Origin of the sequence: Pseudarthrobacter sp. SORGH_AS 212, assembly GCF_030818145.1 — a bacterium.
GTDB lineage: Bacteria > Actinomycetota > Actinomycetes > Actinomycetales > Micrococcaceae > Arthrobacter.
Genome location: NZ_JAUTAA010000001.1, coordinates 2,341,711 through 2,362,788, shown reverse-complemented (window position 1 = coordinate 2,362,788; position 21,078 = coordinate 2,341,711). Strand labels below are relative to the sequence as shown.

Annotated in this window: 14 protein-coding genes, 1 tRNA gene and 2 pseudogenes; 11 read left to right on the top strand and 6 right to left on the bottom strand. The window is 66.7% G+C overall.

What is annotated here, in order from left to right:
* Positions 1–2 precede the first annotated feature (2 nt).
* A complete protein-coding gene (locus QE394_RS10785; protein WP_349034482.1) occupies positions 3–1,184 on the top strand; it encodes a cation:proton antiporter in 1,182 nt (393 codons plus the stop codon).
* A gap of 28 nt (positions 1,185–1,212) precedes the next feature.
* On the opposite strand, the gene dcd is transcribed toward QE394_RS10785, so the two are convergent.
* The gene (dcd, locus tag QE394_RS10780) at positions 1,213–1,788 is read right to left on the bottom strand and encodes a dCTP deaminase (RefSeq protein WP_015938813.1); all 576 of its coding nucleotides are present in this window, start codon (positions 1,786–1,788) and stop codon (positions 1,213–1,215) included.
* A gap of 133 nt (positions 1,789–1,921) precedes the next feature.
* Here dcd and QE394_RS10775 point away from each other — a divergent pair, with 133 nt between their 5' ends.
* Complete coding sequence (locus tag QE394_RS10775) at positions 1,922–3,706, top strand: CAP domain-containing protein (protein ID WP_349034481.1); 1,785 nt, start codon at positions 1,922–1,924, stop codon at positions 3,704–3,706.
* 91 nt (positions 3,707–3,797) lie between these two features.
* On the opposite strand, the gene QE394_RS10770 is transcribed toward QE394_RS10775, so the two are convergent.
* The gene (locus tag QE394_RS10770) at positions 3,798–4,259 is read right to left on the bottom strand and encodes an SRPBCC family protein (protein ID WP_349034480.1); all 462 of its coding nucleotides are present in this window, start codon (positions 4,257–4,259) and stop codon (positions 3,798–3,800) included.
* Between the two features lie 241 nt (positions 4,260–4,500).
* Between QE394_RS10770 and QE394_RS10765 the strand changes: the two genes are divergently transcribed.
* The 3 genes from QE394_RS10765 to QE394_RS10755 all read left to right on the top strand — a co-directional run bounded on the left by QE394_RS10765 (position 4,501) and on the right by QE394_RS10755 (position 7,522).
* Positions 4,501–4,574, top strand: a tRNA-Gly gene (locus tag QE394_RS10765).
* 257 nt (positions 4,575–4,831) lie between these two features.
* Positions 4,832–6,010 (top strand): N(5)-(carboxyethyl)ornithine synthase, encoded by a 1,179-nt coding sequence (locus QE394_RS10760; RefSeq protein ID WP_349034479.1) that lies wholly within the window; start codon positions 4,832–4,834, stop codon positions 6,008–6,010.
* A gap of 183 nt (positions 6,011–6,193) precedes the next feature.
* Entirely contained in the window at positions 6,194–7,522 is a 1,329-nt protein-coding gene (locus QE394_RS10755; RefSeq protein WP_349034478.1) for an amidohydrolase, read from the top strand.
* On the opposite strand, the gene QE394_RS10750 is transcribed toward QE394_RS10755, so the two are convergent.
* Positions 7,448–8,869 (bottom strand): MFS transporter, encoded by a 1,422-nt coding sequence (locus tag QE394_RS10750; RefSeq protein ID WP_268155413.1) that lies wholly within the window; start codon positions 8,867–8,869, stop codon positions 7,448–7,450. The genes QE394_RS10755 and QE394_RS10750 overlap by 75 nt on opposite strands.
* Before the next feature lie 132 nt (positions 8,870–9,001).
* Here QE394_RS10750 and QE394_RS10745 point away from each other — a divergent pair, with 132 nt between their 5' ends.
* Together QE394_RS10745 and QE394_RS10740 are read left to right on the top strand one after the other, a co-directional pair.
* Positions 9,002–9,856, top strand: coding sequence for a LysR substrate-binding domain-containing protein (locus QE394_RS10745; protein WP_045732473.1), 855 nt, complete (start codon positions 9,002–9,004; stop codon positions 9,854–9,856).
* 147 nt (positions 9,857–10,003) lie between these two features.
* Complete coding sequence (locus QE394_RS10740; RefSeq protein ID WP_056081481.1) at positions 10,004–10,318, top strand: hypothetical protein; 315 nt, start codon at positions 10,004–10,006, stop codon at positions 10,316–10,318.
* Between the two features lie 113 nt (positions 10,319–10,431).
* Here the strand turns inward: QE394_RS10740 and QE394_RS10735 are convergent.
* Positions 10,432–13,963: pseudogene (locus QE394_RS10735) on the bottom strand (bifunctional proline dehydrogenase/L-glutamate gamma-semialdehyde dehydrogenase).
* 289 nt (positions 13,964–14,252) lie between these two features.
* Positions 14,253–15,716, bottom strand: coding sequence for an amino acid permease (locus QE394_RS10730; RefSeq protein WP_056081484.1), 1,464 nt, complete (start codon positions 15,714–15,716; stop codon positions 14,253–14,255).
* Between the two features lie 153 nt (positions 15,717–15,869).
* On the opposite strand from QE394_RS10730, the gene QE394_RS10725 reads away from it, so the two are divergent.
* The 4 genes and pseudogenes from QE394_RS10725 to QE394_RS10710 all read left to right on the top strand — a co-directional run bounded on the left by QE394_RS10725 (position 15,870) and on the right by QE394_RS10710 (position 19,481).
* Entirely contained in the window at positions 15,870–16,781 is a 912-nt protein-coding gene (locus tag QE394_RS10725) for a LysR family transcriptional regulator (protein WP_349034477.1), read from the top strand.
* A gap of 145 nt (positions 16,782–16,926) precedes the next feature.
* Entirely contained in the window at positions 16,927–17,352 is a 426-nt protein-coding gene (panD, locus tag QE394_RS10720; RefSeq protein WP_200937827.1) for an aspartate 1-decarboxylase, read from the top strand.
* Positions 17,353–17,403: 51 nt separating this feature from the next.
* Positions 17,404–18,330, top strand: a pseudogene (locus tag QE394_RS10715) (AEC family transporter).
* A gap of 20 nt (positions 18,331–18,350) precedes the next feature.
* Complete coding sequence (locus tag QE394_RS10710) at positions 18,351–19,481, top strand: FAD-dependent oxidoreductase (protein ID WP_349034476.1); 1,131 nt, start codon at positions 18,351–18,353, stop codon at positions 19,479–19,481.
* 15 nt (positions 19,482–19,496) lie between these two features.
* Here the strand turns inward: QE394_RS10710 and QE394_RS10705 are convergent, their stop codons facing one another.
* The gene (locus QE394_RS10705; protein ID WP_349034475.1) at positions 19,497–21,050 is read right to left on the bottom strand and encodes an MFS transporter; all 1,554 of its coding nucleotides are present in this window, start codon (positions 21,048–21,050) and stop codon (positions 19,497–19,499) included.
* Positions 21,051–21,078: the final 28 nt, after the last annotated feature.

Sequence of the window (21,078 nt, the reverse complement as noted above, 5' to 3'; positions counted from 1 at the left end):
CTATGGACCCTCTGGCCCTGACCCTCATCGAACTGGGGGCCGTTGTGTTCTGCCTTGGCCTGTTGGCCAGGCTGGCCGGACGGATCGGAATGTCGCCCATCCCGCTCTACCTGCTGGGCGGGCTCGCTTTCGGCGCCGGTGGCGTGGTGAAGCTCGAAGGCATGCACGAGTTCGCACACCTTTCCGGCGAGATCGGCGTCATCCTGCTCCTGCTTATGCTCGGACTGGAATATACGGCGGCGGAGCTGTTCACGGGCCTGCGGCGGTCGTGGCAGGCCGGCGTGCTGGACCTCGTCCTCAACTTCATCCCGGGAGCGGCACTGGCCCTGTTCCTGGGCTGGGGCGGCGTGGGGGCCATGGTGATGGGCGGGGTCACCTACATTTCCTCGTCCGGAATCGCCGCGAAGGTCATCACGGACCTGGGCCGGCTGGGCAACCGTGAAACACCGGTGGTGCTGTCCATCCTGGTGTTCGAAGACCTGGCCATGGCCGTCTACCTCCCCATCCTGACGGCCACCCTCGCGGGCGTCAGTTTCCTGGGCGGACTGACCACCGTGGCCATTGCGTTGGCTGTGGTCACTGCGGTGCTCATGGTGGCGCTGCGGCACGGCCACCATGTGTCCAAGGCCGTGCACAGCGAAAACTCGGAGGTGTTCCTGCTCAACGTGCTGGGCGCCGCGCTCCTGGTGGCCGGCCTGGCCTCTGCCATGCAGGTCTCCGCAGCGGTGGGCGCCTTCATGCTCGGCATTGCCATCTCCGGCGCCACCGCCCACAACGCCACCCGCATCCTCGAACCGCTGCGCGACCTGTTCGCCGCCATCTTCTTCGTGGCCTTCGGACTGAATACCGATCCCACGTCCATTCCGCCGGTATTGGGGTGGGCCCTGGTGCTGGCGGCGCTCACAGCAGCAACCAAGATGGCCACCGGAATCTGGGCAGCCAAACGCGAAGGGATTGCCCGGCCCGGACGTTTCCGGGCCGGTGCCACGCTCATAGCCCGCGGCGAGTTCTCGATCGTGATCGCCGGGCTGGCCGTCACCTCAGGCGCCGTGCCGTCCAACCTTGCCGCCCTGGCCACCGCCTACGTCCTGCTGATGGCCGTCATCGGTCCGTTGGCGGCGCGCTTCGTGGAACCCCTGGTCAAGGCGTCATCGCGAACGCGGCAGGTCCCGGCGCAGGCGTAGTCGTAATTGGTGCGGAGTGCCGGTTGCGCTAGATGCGGGTGCGGTGGAAGTTCAGGTGGCTCCGGCTGGCGGTGGGGCCCCGTTGCCCCTGGTAACGGTTTCCGTATTCGCCCTGGCCGTAGGGGAATTCCGCCGAGGAACTGAGCCGGAAGAAGCAGAGCTGGCCGATCTTCATGCCGGGCCACAGTTTGATGGGCAGCGTGGCCATGTTGGACAGTTCCAGCGTCACGTGGCCTGAGAAGCCAGGGTCGATGAAGCCTGCGGTGGAGTGCGTCAGGAGCCCCAAGCGGCCCAGCGAGGACTTGCCTTCCAGCCGGGCTGCGATGTCATCCGGGAGGGTGACGGTCTCGTAAGTGGAGCCCAGGACGAACTCGCCCGGGTGCAGGATAAAGGCCTCGTCCTGCTCAACCTCCACCAGCCGCGTCAGCTCCGGCTGCTCCTGCGCGGGGTCGATGTGGGCGTATTTGTGGTTGTCGAAAAGCCTGAAGAACTTGTCGATCCGGACGTCCACCGACGACGGCTGCACCATCGCGGGCTCGAACGGTTCCAGCACGATCCGCTGGGAGTCTATTTCGGCACGAATATCGCGGTCTGAGATCAGCACCGTCCCAAATTACCGTATGGGATATCCACAGCCACATTCTTTCGTTGTTGCTGTTGTCCAGTGGGGCTAGTGTTGCCTCAGATACACAGGCGCCGGATGGTCTCCCGGATGGCCCAACAGAGCTGGGGATGTTGTGAATAAATTAGTCGCGCCCTCTTTTATTGGCGTGCTCTGCGCGCTGGTGCTCGCCTCCTCGACGGCGGGGCCAGCCCCGCTGCCGCTGGATTCGAACCGGCAGGTGGCATCTTCAGGACCGTCACGCGTCTCGCTGGGGGCGGCCACCGGGGACGGCGCCGGCACGCCCGGCGCGGGAAACAGCCCCACGGGTACCGCCCTCACCCCGGCTGTTGATCCGGACATCCGGGTGGCCTCGCCCACCCCGCCGCTGGATGCGGCACCGCCTACTGCTCCTGCGGCCGCCGCGGTCGGACCGGCGCTGGACATCAGGCCGGTCCAGGATCCGTCCCCCGCGCCATCAGCCGAGTCCACCGGCGCTTCGGGACCCGCCACTGCGCAGCCCGCTGCCGAGGTCCCGTCCGTACCCCCGCTGTGGGCACCCGACGCCGAACTGGCCTCCCCGCCGCCGGCAGTATCCGGGCCCACCACTTCCGGGCCGGCAGCCTCCGAATCACTTGCAACATCCCCGGCCACGGAGGCACTGGTCAAGGACAACAACTCCGCAGCGATCCTCACCGTCTTCACCAAGATCAACGAGTACCGGGCGTCAAAGGGCTTGAAACCGGTGAAATACAACCCCACGGTTGCCGGCCTTGCCCAGGAATGGTCGGACAGCATTGCCTCACGCGAGGTCATTGAGCACCGCGCCAACTTCTGGACAGATCCGCGCGCCATGAACCCCAACAACGGCGCAGGCGAGGTCATCGCCATCCGGACAGACAGGGATGCCGCACAGCTGGTGGAGTGGTGGAAGGGTTCCCCCGGGCACAACGCCATGCTCATTGACCCCCGCTTCAACGTCATGGGCGCAGGCATCTCGTACACCAACTCCACCTACCAGATCTGGGGTGTGGTGAACTTCTTCGGCTACACCACCCTCCCTGCCGGCACCGTGGACTCGCCCGGCGGTTCCTCCTCCGGCGGGGGCTCCGCCTTCCCGCCGCCGGCACCCACCCTGTGCGATGCCACGGGGCGGCACATGCCTCCCACCCTGGACCTGAGTGCCGCGGCCATCACGGGGCCCGGCGACCTCGTGACAGTAAATTCTTCGGGCCAACTGCTTAACAGGGCCTCAACAGGTGTCCGCACGTACGCCGCCGCCAAGGTCATCGGTTCAGGCTTCACCGGGGCGAAGGAAGTCTTCGTCACCGACTGGGACCGGGACGGCGCCTACGACCTCGTGACCCAGTGGACCAACGGGAACCTCACCCTGCACCGCGGCATCGCCACCGGAGGATTCCAGGCAGCAATCACCTTGGGGTCCGGCGGCTGGCAGTCCCTCACCCTCGCGGTGGGCGGCTGGTGCGCCAACAACAGGATGCCGCAAATCCTCGCCCTGGACAGCAGCGGAAACCTCTTCCTGTACCCCAACAAGGGCACCAGCGACCTGTCGGCAAGGGCCCTGATCACAAGTGGCATCACCGCGTCCCGCCTCGCGATGGTGGACTACGACGCCGACGGCTTCCAGGATGTCCTCGCCCTCCGGGCTGACGGCGCGGCGCAGCTCTACCGCGGCTGGGGAACCACCGCCCTCCGTGCCGAGGCGCGGCCCACGGTGGCCACAGGCTGGCAGGATGTCACCGGCATCCGGCCGCTGAAGAACGTCACCGGCCTGAACTCCACCGGCGTCGCGCTCCGCAGGGCCTCGGATGTTGTGCAGTACTGGGACCTCTCGGGCGGGACCCTGGCGTCGCCGTCGAACATTGCAGGCCCCTGGACCGGCCAGCGGCTGGCGCAGTAGGCACCTGCGCACCTCGACGGGCAGGTGGCGGAGAACCGGCACCGGAGTGGCTGCGGCTGGAAAAACTATGGTCCATCCATCCGTCGCCTGGCTAGCTGACGGTCTGCAGCTCCAGCACGTCCTTGAGACGGTCCAGCTGGGAAACTTCGGTGCGCACCCGTCGCTGGGCGATCCTGTTCAGGAGGCCGAACCGGTCCAGGAAGGAGAACGGGCCTTCCGGACGGGCTTCGAGCGCGTACCGGAGCCGGGTGCCGTCGTTTTCGGTGCTGAGGTAGTAGCCGCCCGAGCGGTTCGACGGGCCGGAGGTCACCCGGAACTGGATTTCGGCGCCCGGCCTGGCCTGGGTGATTTCCAGCTCGGCAGGAATGCTGAGCCCGGACCGCCCCGCCACCATCTTGCGGTAAACGGCCCCCTTGGTACCGGCAGAGCCCTGCACCAGCTTCACGCTCCGGACAGCTTCGCGCCACTGGGGCAGGTTGGTGGCGTCCATCAAATACAGGTACACGGCCATGGCGTCACGCCGGATGAGGACCTCGTGTTCTGCGGATGCCATGGGGGATCTTTCTGTGGTTGACGCGGGCATGCTGCCCGGACCGCCTCCCCCTGGCGCCGCAGCATTCCGGTTCAGGTTAGCCAGCGCTCCGGGTGCCAACCTAGCCAGATGCGGGGACGTTATTGAAGAGTTACTGGATGACGTGCCCAATCCGGGACACGGCTGCAACTGCCAACACCGTGGCCGGAGCGCCCTTCCATCTGCGCTAAGCTAAGTTTTGCCCCGCGGATGCGGCGGCAATGCGGCTGTAGCTCAATGGTAGAGCGCTAGCTTCCCAAGCTTGATACGCGGGTTCGATTCCCGTCAGCCGCTCCAGTTTTCCAGGCCCAGCACCGCGGACGACGCCGGCACCCGGCTTTCCCGCCTGGCCATTAGGTCCGCCCGTGTAAGGTCGGAAGCCAGGAACCTATTCGGTTCCGCTACAGGAGCAACCATGGCTGACAAGTCCCCGCGTCAAACAGCATCCAAAAAATCCGGCAAGTCCATCAAGGAAAAGCGCGCTGACAAAAGGGCCGCTTCCGCGCCGGCCAGCTCCATCGACACCACACCCCCGGCAAGGCAGCCAAAAAGAAGTGAGCGGCCAACAGACCCGGCTCAGCCTGGGCATCCTGGCCTCCACCCGGAAACCCGACGAACGCCGCCTGCCCATCCACCCCCTCCATTTCGAGCGGATCGCCCCTGAACTGCGCGAGCACATCGTCCTGGAACAGGGCTACGGTGAACGGTTCGGTGTAGGGGATGCCCACCTGGCCACCCTGGTGGGGAGAATCGTGCCCAGGGCGACGCTGATTGCGGAGGCCGACGTTGTGCTCCTGCCCAAGCCGCAACCCGAAGACCTGGCGGAACTCCGCGACGGCCAGGTCCTGTGGGGGTGGCCGCACTGCGTCCAGGACCGGGCCATCACGCAGCTGGCCATCGACAAGAAGCTGACCCTGATCGCGTTCGAGGCCATGAACCACTGGGCCAGCGACGGCGGCTTTGGCCTGCATGTGTTCCACAAGAACAACGAACTGGCCGGCTACTGCTCGGTGCTGCACGCCCTCGCGCTCACCGGTTCCACCGGTGACTACGGCCGCCGGCTCAGCGCCGTGGTGATCGGTTTCGGTGCCACCGCCCGCGGCGCCGTAACCGCCCTGAACGCCCACGGCGTGCACGACGTCCAGGTGCTGACCAACCGCGGAATCGCGGCCGTGGGCGCCCCCATCCATTCAGTGAACATCGTGCAGTTCGACCACGACGACGAAGCACCCTTCCTGAGCCAGGTCATCACCGAGCGGGGCCGGCTGCCGCTGGCACCGTTCCTGGCCGAAAGCGACATCGTGGTCAACTGCACGCTGCAGGATCCCATCAACCCGCTGACCTACCTCCGGACGGAAGACCTCGCGGCCTTCAGCCCGGGGAGCCTGATCGTGGACGTCTCCTGTGATGAAGGCATGGGTTTCAGCTGGGCCCGTTCCACCACTTTTGCCGAGCCGATGTTCACGGTGGGCGACCACATCAACTATTACGCGGTGGACCACAGCCCGTCCTACCTCTGGAACTCCTCCAGCTGGGAGATCAGCCAGGCCCTGCTGCCGTTCCTTGAGCCGGTGATTGGCGGCCCGGCCGAATGGGACCGCAACGAGACCCTGGCGCGGGCCATCGAAATCCGCGCCGGCGTGGTCCTCAACAAAAGCGTGCTTGAGTTCCAGCAGCGGGAGGCAGACTATCCACACGCCGCCAGGAACCCGGACCTGGCCGGGCAGTCCTGACCCCAGGGCCCCGCGCGGCCGCCGTCTGGTCCACAATCCGGACCGTCCGGCGCCGGCAAGGCCACACTTTTTCCCCGGCCGGCGACGGTTTTGCGATCGGTGAACGCCCAGGCTTAAGCCCGGCCTTCGCAAGCCTGCGGGCGTAGGGTCGCAAGGCAAGCGAACCCGGAAGTAAGGACTGTCATGACGAAGGTTTTGGACGACGTTGCAGGGGTGGCACAGGACCTCACCGGAGTCTACGAGGATCTGCACCGGCATCCCGAACTCTCCGGCGCCGAAGTCCGGACGGCGGGGATCGTGGCCGAACGGCTCACCGGGCTGGGCTGGGAGGTCCATGCCGGAGTGGGCGGGACCGGCGTCGTGGGTGTCCTGCGGAACGGCGACGGACCCACCGTGATGCTCCGTGCGGACATGGACGGCCTTCCCGTCCTGGAGAAGTCCGGACTTGGCTACGCCAGCACCGCGCGCGGCACCAGCCCCACGGGTGCCGATGTTCCCGTAATGCACGCGTGCGGCCACGACGTCCATGTCTCCTGCCTCCTCGGCGCGGCTACGCTGTTCAGCGCCCATCGGCCGGCCTGGTCCGGAACCATCGTGGCGGTGTTCCAGCCGGCCGAGGAAACCGGCGCCGGCGCCCGCGACATGGTGGCGGACGGCCTCTTCGACCGCGTCCCCGTGCCTGACGTTGTCCTGGGACAGCACGTGGCCCCGTTCCCCGCCGGTGCACTGGGCGTGCATGCCGGACCTGCCTTCGCCGGGTCCGACAGCTTCTCGGTGACGCTGTTCGGCCGGAGCGGCCACGGCTCCCGGCCGGAAACCACCGTGGATCCTGTGGTGATGGCCGCGGCCACCGTCATGCGGCTGCAGGGGCTGGTATCCCGCGAGATCGGCGGCAACGAAACGGCCGTCCTCACCGTCGGCCAGCTCCACGCCGGCACCAAGGACAACATCATTCCCGAAGAGGCCCAGCTGGGCATCAGCATACGGACCGCGGATCCGGCGGTCCGGGAGCGGATGATCAGCGGCATGACCCGCATCATCAACGGCGAGGCCGCAGCTTCCGGGGCTCCGCAACCGCCCGCGATCACCGCGGGGCAGCACTTTCCCGTGGTGATCAACAACCACGACGCCACGGCCCGCGTGCGGGAAGCGTTTGCCGCGGAGCTGGGCGGCGCCGTCGATCCCGGACCCGTCACCGGCAGCGAAGACGTGGGCACCCTCGCCGCAGCCGCCGGGGCACCTTTGGTGTACTGGTTGCTGGGAGGCACCGATCCCGAGGTTTACGGGAAGGCGGTCCAGGACGGGACGGTGGCCTCCACCATCCCGTCCAACCACTCACCGCATTTTGCCCCCGTCATCCGCCCCACGCTCGACGCCGGAATCTCGGCGCTGGTAGTGGCCGCGTTCGCTTGGGTGGGAACACCCGGGGGGGTAGTGCTAGGCAGCCGCCGGCCGGTCCACGATCCGGATCGGCCGGCGCCGGTCCCGCACGTCCACCTTCAGGTGCAGTGAGCCCTTCCGGGCCAGGACAATTGCAACCGTGAGTGCGGCGAGGGCCGGAACGCCGCCGGATACCAGCAGGGCCATGTGGGGGTCGGCATGTTCGGCGATCCACCCGAGCATCGGCCCGCCAAGTGCCTGGCCGCCAATGAGCACCATGATGTACAGGCTCATGACGCGGCCGCGGATCCCCATGTTTGAGCTGATCTGCACCAGCTGGTTGGAGCCGGTGAGGAACATCAGGCACCAGAACCCGGACAGGACCATCACTGCCCCGAACGTTGCCAGCGAGGGGGCCAGCGCGGCCAGGCAGAGCATGGCCCCATACATTCCCGCACAGAACACCACCGAGCGCAGCCGCAGTTGGCGTCGCCGGGTCGAGGCTATGGCGCCGGCCAGTGCCCCGAGGGCCACCAGCGCATTCAGGAGGCCGTACCCGCCGGCTCCCACACGGAAGACGTGGTCGGCAAAAGCGGCGAGGATCACCGGCAGGCTCATGGCGAAGACGGAGATGAATCCGGCCATCAGCCAGGGCCAGTAGATGGTGGGCTTGCTCAGCGCATACCGGAGCCCCTCGCGCAGCATGCCCTTGCTCTTGGGGGTGGGGGCGCTGACATGCAACTGGTCCTTGCGGAGGATGAGCAGCATCGCCACGGTGGAGCAGCAGGCCACCGCGTTGGCCGCGAACGCCCAGCCCGCACCCACTGCGGTGAGGAGCAGTCCGGCCAGCGCCGGCCCGATCAGCCCGCCCAGCTGGAACGTGGTGGAGTTGACGCTGATGGCGTTGCGCAGGTGGGTGGGACCCACCAGTTCGTTGACGAATACCTGGCGCGCGGGCTGGTCGAGCACCGTGACCAGTCCCAGGACCAGGGCAATCACGTAGACGTGCCACACCGCGATGGCGCCGGTCAGGGCGAGCGTGGCGAGCAGGGCAGCCAGGACCGCGGCCATGCCCTGGCACAGGATCAGGATCTTCCGCTTGGCGAACCGGTCGGCAATCATGCCGCCCCACGGGCCCAGCAGCAGGGAGGGCAGGAACTGCAGCGCCACCGTGAACCCCACGGCGGTGACGGATCCGGACAGCTGGAGGACCAGCCAGTCCTGGGCGATGCGCTGCATCCAGATGGCGATGACGGCGATGAAATGGCCCACCGCGAAGATGCGGAAGTTGGGCACGCTGAGGGAGATAAACGTGTGCTTCCACGGCAGGCGTTCCGCGACGACGGGCACGGGCTGGGTGAGCGCGTCCCGGTTCCGGACGTCCGGAGCTTGCGGGCCGGGCGGCAGGGCTGGTGCTGAACTCGCGGAATCGATGACGGGCTGGCTGACGGTTGCCGACGACGGCGGTGGGGGTGCCACAGGATTGTCCTCAAAGTGGGTGCGGTCCGGGATGCCCTTAACGCTATGGTGGCGCTAAGAGATTATGGAGACGTATTGTCCCTATAACTCGTATTGCAAACCGCAATGACAGACAATGCCGATGGAGTGCACGTGTTCGAACCAGCCCAACTCCGCTCGTTCCTGGCCGTCGCCGAAACCTTGAGCTTCACCAAGGCCGCGGACCGACTGGGGCTGGCCCAGCCCACCATCAGCCAGCACATCCGGAAGCTGGAAACCGCCGCCAAGCGCGTCCTCATCACCAGGGACACCCGGGACGTCCGGCTGACGGACAACGGCGACGCCATGGCGGGGTTCGCCAGGAACATCCTCTCCGCCCACGACGCCGCGGCCCGCTACTTTTCCGGCTCGGCGATGCGCGGCCGGCTGCGTTTCGGCACGGCTGACGATCTGGCCATCACCGGGCTGCCCCGGATCCTGCGCGAGTTCCGGCAGATCTACCCGCAGATCAACCTTGAGCTGACTGTGGGCCAAAGCGACCAGCTCTACCGCAAGCTCAACGCGGGCCAGCTGGACCTGGTGTTCGTCAAGTGGGTGGCCGGGGCCAAGGACGGCACCGTGGTCCAGCACGATTCCTTCTCCTGGGTGGGCCTCGAGCAGACGTCCCTCGAACCGGGCGCACCGGTGCCCCTGATCGCCTATCCCTCCCCCAGCCTCAGCCGGAAACTTGCCATCGACGCTCTCGAAGCGCACGGCCGGACCTGGCGGATCACCTGCACTACCCGCCAGATCAGCGGCGTCCTGGCCGCGGTCCGGGCCGGAATCGGCGTGGCCGTCATGCCGTCATCGCTGGTACCGGAGGACCTGAAGATCATCACCCGCCGGTTCGACCTGCCAGCGGTGGGCGATGTGGATTTCACCCTGATCCGGAACCCGCTGGCCAATGCTGAAGTCATCGACGCGCTTACGCAGTCCATTGTGGGGCGGATCATCAACCGCCAGGGGTAAACCGGCAAGGCAAAGACCGGAGAAATCTTTCATTGATGTCAGATCGTTGCATAATCTATGCTGGTTTCTCCGGGGTCAAGCAGCAGGCCTGTTCTACACTACGGGCGCGCCTGCACACCATGGCACGCCGCCCGGGACAGGCAGCCAATGACGACAGCCAGGAACACCCATCTCAGCGCCGCACACGCCCGCCCGCACACCAGCACCCGGCCGGCAACGCGTCAGTCCAACCTCGGCACCGGCCTTGCCGCCACCGATTCGGGCTACATCGGAAAGCCGACCTGCGAAAAGTGCCGGACGGACGAATTCATTTACCTTGAGTCCTACATTCCGCCGACCTACCGGCACGACGGGTCAGTCGCAGCGCTGGGCGAAGTGGCCTACACCTGCACGCGGTGCGAGGATTTCTCGGCCCACAGCGTGCCGGTGACGTGGACTCCGCCGGGCTGGTACCTGGGCTGACATTCCACGGGCCGGGCGGGCCGTAATAGACGTTCCCCCGCAAACCCAACCAACAACGAGGCCGGGCGGCCACCCTCAGGTGGCCGCCCGGCCTCGTTGGTTCGTAGGGCCTGCTAGATGAGCGCGTCCGAGAGGTGGTTCGGGGTTCCGAACCGGTGCGCGGTGATGCTGACAGCCTGCTCGTGCAGGAACGGCAGCAGCTCAACCCTGCCGGCTTCGGTTACGGCGTGGGAGTAGACAGCGATGTCGGGCCGACCGCCGGTTGCTTCGGCGAGAGCCGGCGCGTCACCGCCCAGCAGCCGGATGCGGGCCCCGGACAGCTTGCCAGCGGAGGCGAGCCGTCCCGCCGAAGCCAGCCAGCCGGCGTCGGACTCCACCGTCAGGTCCACGTCGAGGCCGAGGAACACGGCACGCAGCTGGGCGGGAAGTTCGACGGCGGTGGACACGGTGAGCGGTGACCCCGCCAGCACGCCGGCCGCCACGGTCCGCACGAGGTGGGCCAGCGGCTCACCTTCGGAGAGGCGGATGGTGACCGGGAGGTTGCGGTAGCGGAAGATGTTGCGCTCCGCGCTCAAGCCCGAGACGTCCTTGGCGGTGCCGAACTCGCTGGCCCAGGCCTCGGCGTCGGACGCCAGGGCGCGCTGCACGGACTCAAGGTGGGCCGGCTCCAGGGCGGCGCCTGCGGCGTTGATGATCCGGCGGACGCCGGGGTGCGCAACGTCAGCCTTTGCGGATGCCTCGGCGGGGATCCAGTCGCCCAGCCCTGCCAGGTAATTGGGGCCGCCGGCCTTGGTGCCGGCGCCGACGGCCGACTTCTTCCAGCCGCCGAACGGCTGCCGCTGCACGATGGCGCCGGTGATGCCGCGGTTGACGTAGAGGTTGCCCGCCTGGATGCTGTCCAGCCAGATTCCCAGCTCCTCGGTGTTGAGCGAGTGCAGGCCTGCGGTGAGTCCGTACTCGATCTGGTTCTGGATGGCGATGGCCTCTTCCAGGGTCCCGGCGGTCATCACTCCGAGGACCGGGCCGAAGAATTCGGTCAGGTGGAAGTAGGAACCGCGCTTGACCCCGTAGCGCACGCCGGGGCTCCAAAGCCTGCCGGACTCGTCCAGCTTCTTCGGTTCCACGGCCCAGTTTTCGCCGTCGCCCAGGGTGGTGAGGGCGTTGAGGAGCTTGCCGTTGGCGGGCTCGATGATGGGGCCCATCTGGCTGGTGGGGTCCTGCGGGTAGCCCACCTTCAGCGAGGTAACAGCGTCGATCAGCTGGTTGTGGAACCGCTTCGACTTGGCAACGGAGCCCACCAGGATCACCAGCGACGCGGCGGAGCACTTCTGGCCGGCGTGGCCGAACGCGGAGTAGGCCACGTCCTTGGCTGCCAGGTCCAGGTCGGCGCTGGGGGTGACGATGATGGCGTTCTTGCCGCTGGTTTCGGCCAGGAGCGGCAGGTCCTTGCGGAAGGAACGGAACAGTTCGGCCGTTTCGTAGCCGCCCGGTGAGGATGACCCGGTCAACGGCCGGGTGGGAGATGAGCTGCGTGCCGAGCTCGCGCTCGCCCAGCTGCACCATGGTGAGTACGTCCTTCGGCACGCCGGCTTCCCACAGGGCTTCGACCATCACGGCACCGCTGCGGGCTGCCTGCTTGGCAGGTTTGATGACGACGGCGGAGCCGGCGGCGAGTGCCGCGAGGGTGGACCCGGCCGGGATGGCGACCGGGAAGTTCCATGGCGGCGTGACAACGGTGAGCTTCGCTGGGACGAACGTGGCGCCGTCGACCGCGTCCAGCTTGCGGGCGGACTCTGCGTAGTAGTGCGCGAAGTCCACCGCCTCGCTGACCTCGGGGTCGCCCTGGTCGATGGTCTTGCCGGTCTCGCTGGCCATGACTTCGAGAAGATCGGCGCGGCGGGCTTCCAGGGCGTCGCCGGCGCGGTGCAGGATTTCGGCGCGTTCGGCGCCGGAGAGTGCGCCCCAGGCCTTGCCCGTCTCGACGGCGGTTTCGATGGCCGAGTTCAGCGTTGCCTCGTCATTGATGAAGGCCGCCTTGACCGAGGCGTTTCCCAGCGTGGAGCCCGGAACGCGGTCCAGGATGGCCCGGCCCCAAGTGCGGTTGGCGGGCAGGGAGGGATCCGTGTCCGGGGTGTCTTTGAACGTATCGTGCGGCATCGCGACCGGCGACAGGCTGCGGTCCTGGCGCCGGCTGGGGAGCGGCACACTGTTGTCCAGGGCCTCCAAGGAGGCGAGGAAGCGCTGCTTTTCGCGTTCGAACAGGGCCTCGTTCTTGTCGAGTTCGAACACGGCGGACATGAAGTTGTCCTGGCTGGCGCCCTCTTCAAGGCGGCGGATCAGGTAGGCGATGGCGACGTCGAACTCAGCCGGGTGCACCACGGGCGTGTAGAGGAGCAGCGAGCCGACGTCCTTCTTCACGGCTTCGGCCTGGCCCTGCGCCATGCCCAGCAGCATCTCGAACTCGATACCCTGCTGTGCGGTATCCGCAATTCCGCGCTCCTTGGCCAGCAGCCAGGCGAAGGCAATATCGAACAGGTTGTGGCCGGCCACGCCGATCCGGATGTTCTTGATCCGCTCCGGGTGCAGCGAGTAGTTGATGACGCTCTTGTAGCTGGTGTCGGAATCCTGCTTCGAACCCCAGGTGGCCAGGGGCCAGTCGTGCAGCGAGGCTTCCACCTGTTCCATGGGCAGGTTGGCGCCCTTGACCACGCGGACCTTGATGCCGGCGCCGCCGTTGGCGCGGCGCTCCGCGGCCCAGTCCTGCAGCCGGATCATGGCGGACAGTGCGTCCGGGAGGTAAGCCTGGAGCACGATGCCGGCCTCGAGGTCCTTGAACTCAGGCTTGTCCAGGATCCGGGTGAAGACCGCGATGGTCATGTCCAGGTCCTTGTATTCCTCCATGTCCAGGTTAATGAACTTGGCTTTGCCGCCCGTGCTGCTGCCGGGGGCGGCGAAGGAAGCCGCACGCTGGAAGAGCGGGGTGAGCTTCTCGACGACGTGTTCCACGGCTTCGTCGAACGCCCAGGCGGAATGCGGAGCCACCGTGGAGGAGACCTTGATGGAGACGTAGTCGACGTCGGGACGCGCCAGCAGCGTGTGCGTTCCGTCGAGCCGGCGGGAGGCCTCGTGCTCGCCGAGGACTGCCTCGCCGAGGAGGTTGACGTTGAGCTTGATGCCGTCCTTTTTGATCTTCGCGATGGCCGGGCCCAGCTTGGCATCGGTGGCGTCAACGATCAGGTGGCCCACCATTTCGCGGAGCACCCTGCGGGCTGCGGGGATGACTACCTGCGGCAGCGCCGGGGCCATGGTCCCGCCGAGCGCCACGGCGCTGCGCATGTACCAGGGCAGGAACGCCGGCACCTTGGGCGCCAGCGCAGCCAGGTTGCGGGCGGCGACGTTCAGGTCCTCGGGGCGGACCACGCCGTCCACGAAGCCCACAGTGAAGTCCAGGCCGTTGGGGTCCTTCAGGACTCCGGCCAGCTGTTCGGCGGAGGCATCCACCGGAACCTTCGCGGCCTCGGTAAGCCAGCGCCGGACCAAGGCGACCGCCTCTGTGGCGAGGGCTTTGGCCTGGGGGACGTCGACGTCGACCGTCTGCGGGGTGGCCGCGTGGGTGACTGCCGGTTCCATTGCAACGTGGGTCATGGTTTTCCCCGATCTTTCCTGGTGTGGGAGGAGGTCTTTTCATCAGTATGCGCTCCTGATCACATAAGATAAAGCGACCTTTTCCAACCAATACAGGTTAGGAAAAATGATGTTTCCTGGAGTCCTTCAGACGCCAAAGGGCAGGCCCTCCACCCTCCCTCGATGCCACATCAGATCGAGTATCTAAAACAGGGTGTTAGGGACTCGATCTGATAGGGCAACCGGGGGTTTGCGGGTGGAGGGCCTGCCGTGTGGAGAGGTTGCTGAGGTGTTGCGAAGAGCTCGGCTGTCAGGCGAGGGGGCGGTGCATTTCCTCGATTTCCTGGTGCCGCGGGCTGTTCGGGTTCATCAGCGAGTTCTTGCGGCCATAGGTGAAGTAGATGACCAGGCCGATGACCAGCCACACACCGAACCGCAGCCAGGTTTCCCAGTGCAGCTGCAGCATGAGGAAGGCCGAGGCGAGGACACCGAACGCCGGCACCAGGGGCATCAGCGGCAGCCGGAAGGTACGCGGCGCATCCGGACGCTTGTATCGGAAGATGATGACGGACAGGCAGACGACGACGAACGCGGCCAGGATGCCGATGTTGGTCAGGTCCGCGACCTCCTTGATGGGGAACACGCCGGCCAGGAAGGCCGAGGCGATGCCGGCGATCCAGGTGACGCGCTGCGGGGTGCCGTTGCGGTCGGTCTTGGCGAACCAGCCCGGAAGCAGCCCGTCGCGGCTCATGGAGAACCACACGCGGGTGACGCCCAGGAGGAACGTCAGCATCACGGTGAGGATGGACAACACCGCGAAGACGGAAATGATCGTTGCGATCACAGGCAGCCCGACTGAGCTGAAGGCGGACGCGAAGCCGGCCTTGGGGTCGATGTCCTTGTAGTTCTGCATGCCGGTGAGCACCAGGGTGGCGGCCACGTAGAGCAGCATGGCGACGATGAGCGAGAGGATGATGGCCTTGGGCATGTGCTTCTTGCCGTCCTTGGCTTCCTCCGCCGCGGTGCTCATGGCGTCATAGCCGAAGACCGCGAAGAACACGGTGGCGCTGCCGGCGAGCACGGGCCCGAAGCCGGAGGGCATGAACGGGTTGTAGTTGTTGGTGTCGATATAGAAGACGCCCAGGCCGATGATGAAGAGGATGAGGATGACCTTGATGGCCACCGCCACGAGCTCGAAGCGGCCGAATGCCTTGGTGCCGCGGGACAGGATCCAGGTGACCAGGAGGCAGACCAGGATAGCGGGAATGTTGACGATGCCACCCTTGCCCTCATCCACCGTGGAGGTCATCCAGATGGGCATGTGGATACCGATGCCGGACAGGAACGCGTCCAGGTAGCCGGAGATGCCGATGGCCACCACGGCCACGATGGCAATGTATTCAAGCAGCAAGTCCCAGCCGATGAACCAGCCGATCACTTCGCCCAGGGCCACGTAGCCGTAGGTGTACGCCGAGCCGGCACGCGGAATCATGCCGGCAAACTCGGCGTAGGAAAGAGCCGCTGCCGCGGAGGCGAGGCCTGCTATAAGGAAGGAGATCAGCACCGCGGGCCCCACTCCCGGATTGCCTTCGCTTCCTGCGGCCACCAGCCCCGCGAGGGAGAAGATGCCGACGCCGATGATGCCGCCAACGCCGATGGCGGTGAGCTGCCACAGGCCCAGCGATTTAAAGAGGCCGCTGTGCTTGTTCTCTTCTTCGATGTCATCGATGGGCTTTCGCCGCATGATGGACTGGCTCATATCTCTAGTGCTCATCAGGAACTCCTGCTGTGGGGTGCTGCCCCGCCGCGGCACGCCTGGAAAGGCTGTGACGGGGGTAACTCAGTCCCAACAGTATGCAAGCCGGTTTGCATTAGATAAAGTGACTACTTCTAACCTATATTCATTAGTTTCAGTTAGGATTTCCCCATGCTTGACGTTCGCCGGCTGCGCCTGTTGCGGGAACTGAGCATCCGGGGGACACTCGCCGAGGTGGCGGAGGCACTGCAGTACAGCCCGTCGTCGGTATCCCAGCAGCTTGCCCTCCTGGAGAAGGAGGTGGGCGTGGAGTTGCTGCGGAAGACGGGCCGCCGCGTGCAGCTCACCCCCCAGGCCGAGGTGCTGGTGACACATACTGCCCAGCTGCTCGAAACCATGGAGCAGGCCGAGGCCGATCTGGCGGCGTCACTGACCACCGTTACGGGCACGGTGCGGATTGCGGTTTTCCAGTCGGCGGCCCTGGCGCTGATGCCGGACACCCTCACCCGGATGGCCACCACCTACCCGGAGGTCCGGATCGAGATGATCCAGCGGGAACCCGAGACCGCGCTGCATGAGACATGGGCCCGTGACTTCGACCTGGTCATCGCCGAGCAGTACCCCGGCCACGCGGCTCCCCGCTACCCGGAACTGGACCGCGTGAAACTGACAACCGACGCCATCCGGCTCGCGGTCCCGGCGTCCGACGGCAGCACGGCCATCCGCTCGCTCGCGGACACCGCGGAACTCCCCTGGGTCATGGAACCGCGGGGTGCTGCATCGCGCCACTGGGCGGAACAGGCGTGCAGGAGCGCGGGCTTCGAACCTGACGTGCGCTTCGAGACGGCCGACCTGCAGGCCCAGGCCCGGCTGATTGAATCCGGCAATGCTGTGGCACTGATGCCGGACCTGGTGTGGACGGGCCGCGGCACCACCGCCCGGCTGCTGGAGCTCCCGGGCAAGCCGCACCGCACCATCTTCACCTCGGTCCGCCGGTCCAGCGTGCAGCGGCCGGCCATCCTGGCAGCAAGGGAAACCTTGGCTGCAGCTGCCGCCGCGGTGGCGGGGGAAGACACCAGGTAACCGCCCGCCGTCGTACGTTGGCTGACCTGCGCGCCGGCCCCGCCGCAGGGCAAACAGCCGGCAGCTCACGACGCAAGAGCGTTCAGCTGCGGGTGTTCCGTGCGTCACTGCGGCGGCCCGCCCCCGGCGCTAGACTGGAGCCGTTATGAATCGAACCATGTTCAAGTCCAAAATCCACCGGGCCACCGTCACCCACGCAGACCTGCACTACGTAGGTTCCGTCACCGTTGACCTGGACCTGCTGGAGGCAGCGGACATCCTGCCGGGCGAGCTTGTCTCGATCGTCGACATTACCAACGGCGCCCGGCTGGAAACCTACACCATTGCCGGTGAGCGCGGCTCCGGCGTCATCGGCATCAACGGCGCCGCCGCACACCTGATGCACGAGAACGACCTCGTCATCCTCATCACCTATGCCCAGATGACCACCGGGGAAGCCAAGGCCTACGAGCCGAAGGTGGTCCACGTGGACCAGAACAACCGCATCATCCAGTTGGGGAACGATCCCGCCGAGGGCATTACCCCCGGCATGATGCGTCCGCCGTTCGCACTCAACAACGCCGCCCTGTAGCCGGGGCGTGAGACCCGGCATACTTCTCCGCCGCCCGCCGCGGGTTCCTCCGTGCTAGGCGTACTCGCTGGTTTCTTCGTTGTCTGGTGCATCATCCTGGTGGGCTGGTTCGTTGGCCGGCGGAAGATCCTCGGTGACAACGCCCGCCAGGTCCTCAGCTCCCTCACGTTCTTCGTGGCCAGCCCGGCCCTGCTGTTTGAGACCCTCAGCAAGGCCCGGCTGCAGGAAGTGTTCGCCGCTCCGCTGCTGGTCACCGCAGTGGCCGCCATCGCCACGGCTGCCATCTTCTTCACCATCGTGAAGTTCTGGCTGAAGCGTTCGCTGCCCGAGTCGCTGATGTCCTCGATGTCCGCCTCACTCGCGAATTAGGCGAACTTAGGTATTCCCATTGCGGTATATGTCTTGGGCGACGCCAGCTATGTTGCACCGCTGCTGATCTTCCAGCTGGCCTTCTTCACCCCGGTGTTCCTCATGATCCTGGACTCCAGCACCAGCTCGCACCGGACCGCCCCGCTCGGCTTCGTGGTGATGATCCTGCGAAACCCGATGATCGTGGGATCTGCGCTGGGCCTCATTGTTGCCGGCACCGGTTTTAAAGTGCCCGAACTGGTCATGGAGCCCATCCACCTGATTGGCGGCGCCGCGATTCCGGCCATGCTGATCGCCTTCGGCATGAGCCTGAACGGGACCCGGCCGCTGCAGGCAGCAGCCGGACGCCGCGTGGACACTTTGCTGGCGAGCGCCTTCAAGCTGGCCGTCCAGCCGGCGCTGGCCTATGTCTTTGCCCGTTTCGCCCTGGGGATGGACGGCCACGCCCTGTTCGCCGTGGTGGTGACGTCGGCGTTGCCCACGGCGCAGAATGTGTTCGTGGCCGCCAGCCGCTACAAGACCGGCCTCACCGTGGCCAAGGACACCGTGCTGATTACTACCGTGGTGGCTGTTCCGGCGATGATCGGCGTCGCGCTGCTGCTGGCGTGACAACTGGACGAGGAGGACCCGTGGCAACAACTCTTGACACCGTGGTGATCGGCGGCGGCGCCATGGGCTCCGCCACCGCATGGGCGCTGTCCCGGCGGGGACGCCACGTGACACTGGTGGAGCAGTTCGGGCCGGGGCACAAGATCGGCGCTTCGCACGGCACCACCCGCAACTTCAATCCCGGATACCACCGGCCTGAATACGTTGCCATGATTGCCGAATCCCTGGACCTCTGGAACGAGCTGGAGCAGGACAGCGGCGAATCGCTCCTGGCACGGACCGGCATCGTCACGCACGGGCCCGAGCCCATGCTGCCCGACGCTGCGGCAGCGCTGGCCCAGGCCGGGTTGCGCGCCGAGTTCCTGCGCCCGGACGAGGCCGGCGAGCGCTGGCGCGGCATCCGCTTCGACCAGCAGGTCCTCTACATGCCCGACGGAGGCCAGCTCAACCCGGAAGCCGCGCTGCCGGCTTTCCAGCGCCTTGCCGCAGCCCGGGGCGCCGACATCCGGCACCACACCCAGGTGGTGTCCTTCGAGATAACGGACGACGGCGTCCGGCTGGGGTTGGAGAGCAGCGCCGGTACCGAAATGGTCACCGCCGCACAGGTGGTGGTGACCGCCGGCGGCTGGACGGAAAAGCTGCTGGGCGCAGCCGTGGGCGGGCGCCTGCGGACGCCGAAGCTCAGGGTGACGCAGGAACAGCCGGCGCACTTCCGGATCACCGATTCGGATGCGGTATGGCCAGGGTTCAACCATTACCCGGGCGGCGGATCGCAATACGCAGGATGGTACTCCCCGGTCTACGGCATGCACACCCCCGGCGAGGGCATCAAGGCCGGCTGGCACGGGGTGGGCCCGGTGGTGGACCCGGACAGGCGCACCTTCGAGCCGGAACCACAGCAGCTCGCTGCCCTGCAGGCCTACGCGAGGACCTGGCTGCCCGGCGTGGACGCCGATGCCTTCGAGGCCATCAGCTGCACCTACACCACCACACCGGACGAGGACTTCGTCTTGGACCGGATTGGGCCAGTGGTGATCGGCGCCGGGTTCTCCGGGCACGGGTTCAAGTTCACGCCCGCGGTGGGCCGGATCCTTGCCGACCTCGCCACGGGCACCCGCCCCGCCCCCGCCATCTTCAGCGCCTCGCGCTAGCTGCCGCCGGCCGGATCAGCTGCCTCGGCGGCCGGAATCCTCCACTTCGGTGCGGTCCGGCCCGGTGTCCTCCCCGCCGTCGTCGTTGCCGTTCGTTGGATCCTGGTTCGCTGTGTCCTGTTCGGAAGCCTGGTCCTGCCCCGCAGCGGCATCCCCGGCTCCGGCTGCCCGCGTCCGAGGCATGGCCAGCACCGCCAGGACCGTCAGCAGCCCGGCCACCAGGGCTGCCAGGAAGACGGCGCTGGATGCGGCGACCACGGCCTGGCCGTTTCCCTCACCGCCCGGGTTGCCGGAGTAGATGGCGTTGGCCACGGCCCCGAACACCGCCACGCCCAGGGCGCTGCCGATGGAGCGGGCAAACATGTTGGTGCTGGTCACCACGCCGCGCTCGTTCCACCGCACGCTTGACTGCGCGGCGATCAGCGTGGGTGTTGCGAGCAGGCCGAGGCCGAGCCCCACGACGAAGCAGCTGGATGCGATCAGCGCCACGTTCGGGGTGCCCGCCGTCAACGCCAGGATGAGCAGGCCGGCTACGGTGATGGAAATGCCGATCAGGCCGGTGGCCTTGAAACCGATCCGGAGGTACAAGCGGCCGGCCTGCGATGCGCTGAGGGGCCAGCCGAGGGTCAGTGCCGCCAGGGCAAGGCCCGCGACCAGCGGTGAAACGGACAGTGCACCCTCGAGGAAGGTAGGCACGTAGGAGGTCAAGCCAATCATCACCGCCCCAACGCCAAAGGATGCGAGCGCAGTGGTCACCAGCAGGCGCCGCCGCACCACCCAGGACGGCAGGATGGGTTCCGCAGCCCGCCGTTCCACCAGGATGAAGGCCACCAGGAGCACCGCGCCGACGCCGAAGACGGCAAAGCTGACCGGCGAATCCCACGCCCAGGCCTCGCCGCCCTGCAAAGCGCCGAGGATCAACAGGCCCAGGGAACCTGCCATCAGGGCCGCTCCGGCGTAATCAACCGTGTGCTTGGCGCGTTCCACGTTCTCGTGCAGCGTCCGCACCAGCATCCAGCCGGCCAGGACGCACAGCGGGATGTTGACCAGGAAGATTCCGCGCCAGATGCCCAGCGCCGAGAAGACGCCGCCCAGGCTTGGACCCACCACGGAGGACACCGCCCACACACTGGCCAGGTACCCCTGGACCTTGGCGCGTTCCTCCAGCGAGTAGATGTCACCGGCGATGGTGATGCTGACCGGCAAAACCGCGCCGGCGCCCAAGCCCTGCAGCGCCCGGAAGGCGATCAGGGACGGCATGCTCCAGGCCACGCCGCAGAGGACAGAGCCCAGCAGGAACAGTCCAATGCCTGTCAGGATGATCGGTTTGCGGCCCACCATGTCGGACAGCTTGCCGTAGATGGGCACGGAGACGGCCTGGGCAAGCAGGTACGCCGAGAACAGCCACGGGAACGAGGAGAACCCGCCAACGTCGCGGACGATCGACGGGACTGCGGTAGCCACGATGGTGGAGTCAATCGCCACCAGTCCGGTGGACAGCATCAAGGCGATGAGGATGGGGCCGCGCTCCGAGCGGAACCCCACCCCCTGGGCGCGGGCGGTCATCATGAGTCTCGATTCGGTTTCTGTATCCCTG

What these genes read in the sequence shown, in the direction of transcription:
- QE394_RS10785 (WP_349034482.1), top strand. Translation starts at nt 3, where the DNA reads ATGGACCCTCTGGCCCTGACCCTCATCGAACTGGGGGCCGTTGTGTTC.
- QE394_RS10770 (WP_349034480.1), bottom strand. Translation starts at nt 4,259, where the DNA reads ATGGCATCCGCAGAACACGAGGTCCTCATCCGGCGTGACGCCATGGCC.
- QE394_RS10755 (WP_349034478.1), top strand. Translation starts at nt 6,194, where the DNA reads ATGACGAAGGTTTTGGACGACGTTGCAGGGGTGGCACAGGACCTCACC.
- QE394_RS10740 (WP_056081481.1), top strand. Translation starts at nt 10,004, where the DNA reads ATGACGACAGCCAGGAACACCCATCTCAGCGCCGCACACGCCCGCCCG.
- QE394_RS10730 (WP_056081484.1), bottom strand. Translation starts at nt 15,716, where the DNA reads ATGAGCACTAGAGATATGAGCCAGTCCATCATGCGGCGAAAGCCCATC.
- QE394_RS10725 (WP_349034477.1), top strand. Translation starts at nt 15,870, where the DNA reads ATGCTTGACGTTCGCCGGCTGCGCCTGTTGCGGGAACTGAGCATCCGG.
- panD (WP_200937827.1), top strand. Translation starts at nt 16,927, where the DNA reads ATGAATCGAACCATGTTCAAGTCCAAAATCCACCGGGCCACCGTCACC.
- QE394_RS10705 (WP_349034475.1), bottom strand. Translation starts at nt 21,050, where the DNA reads ATGATGACCGCCCGCGCCCAGGGGGTGGGGTTCCGCTCGGAGCGCGGC.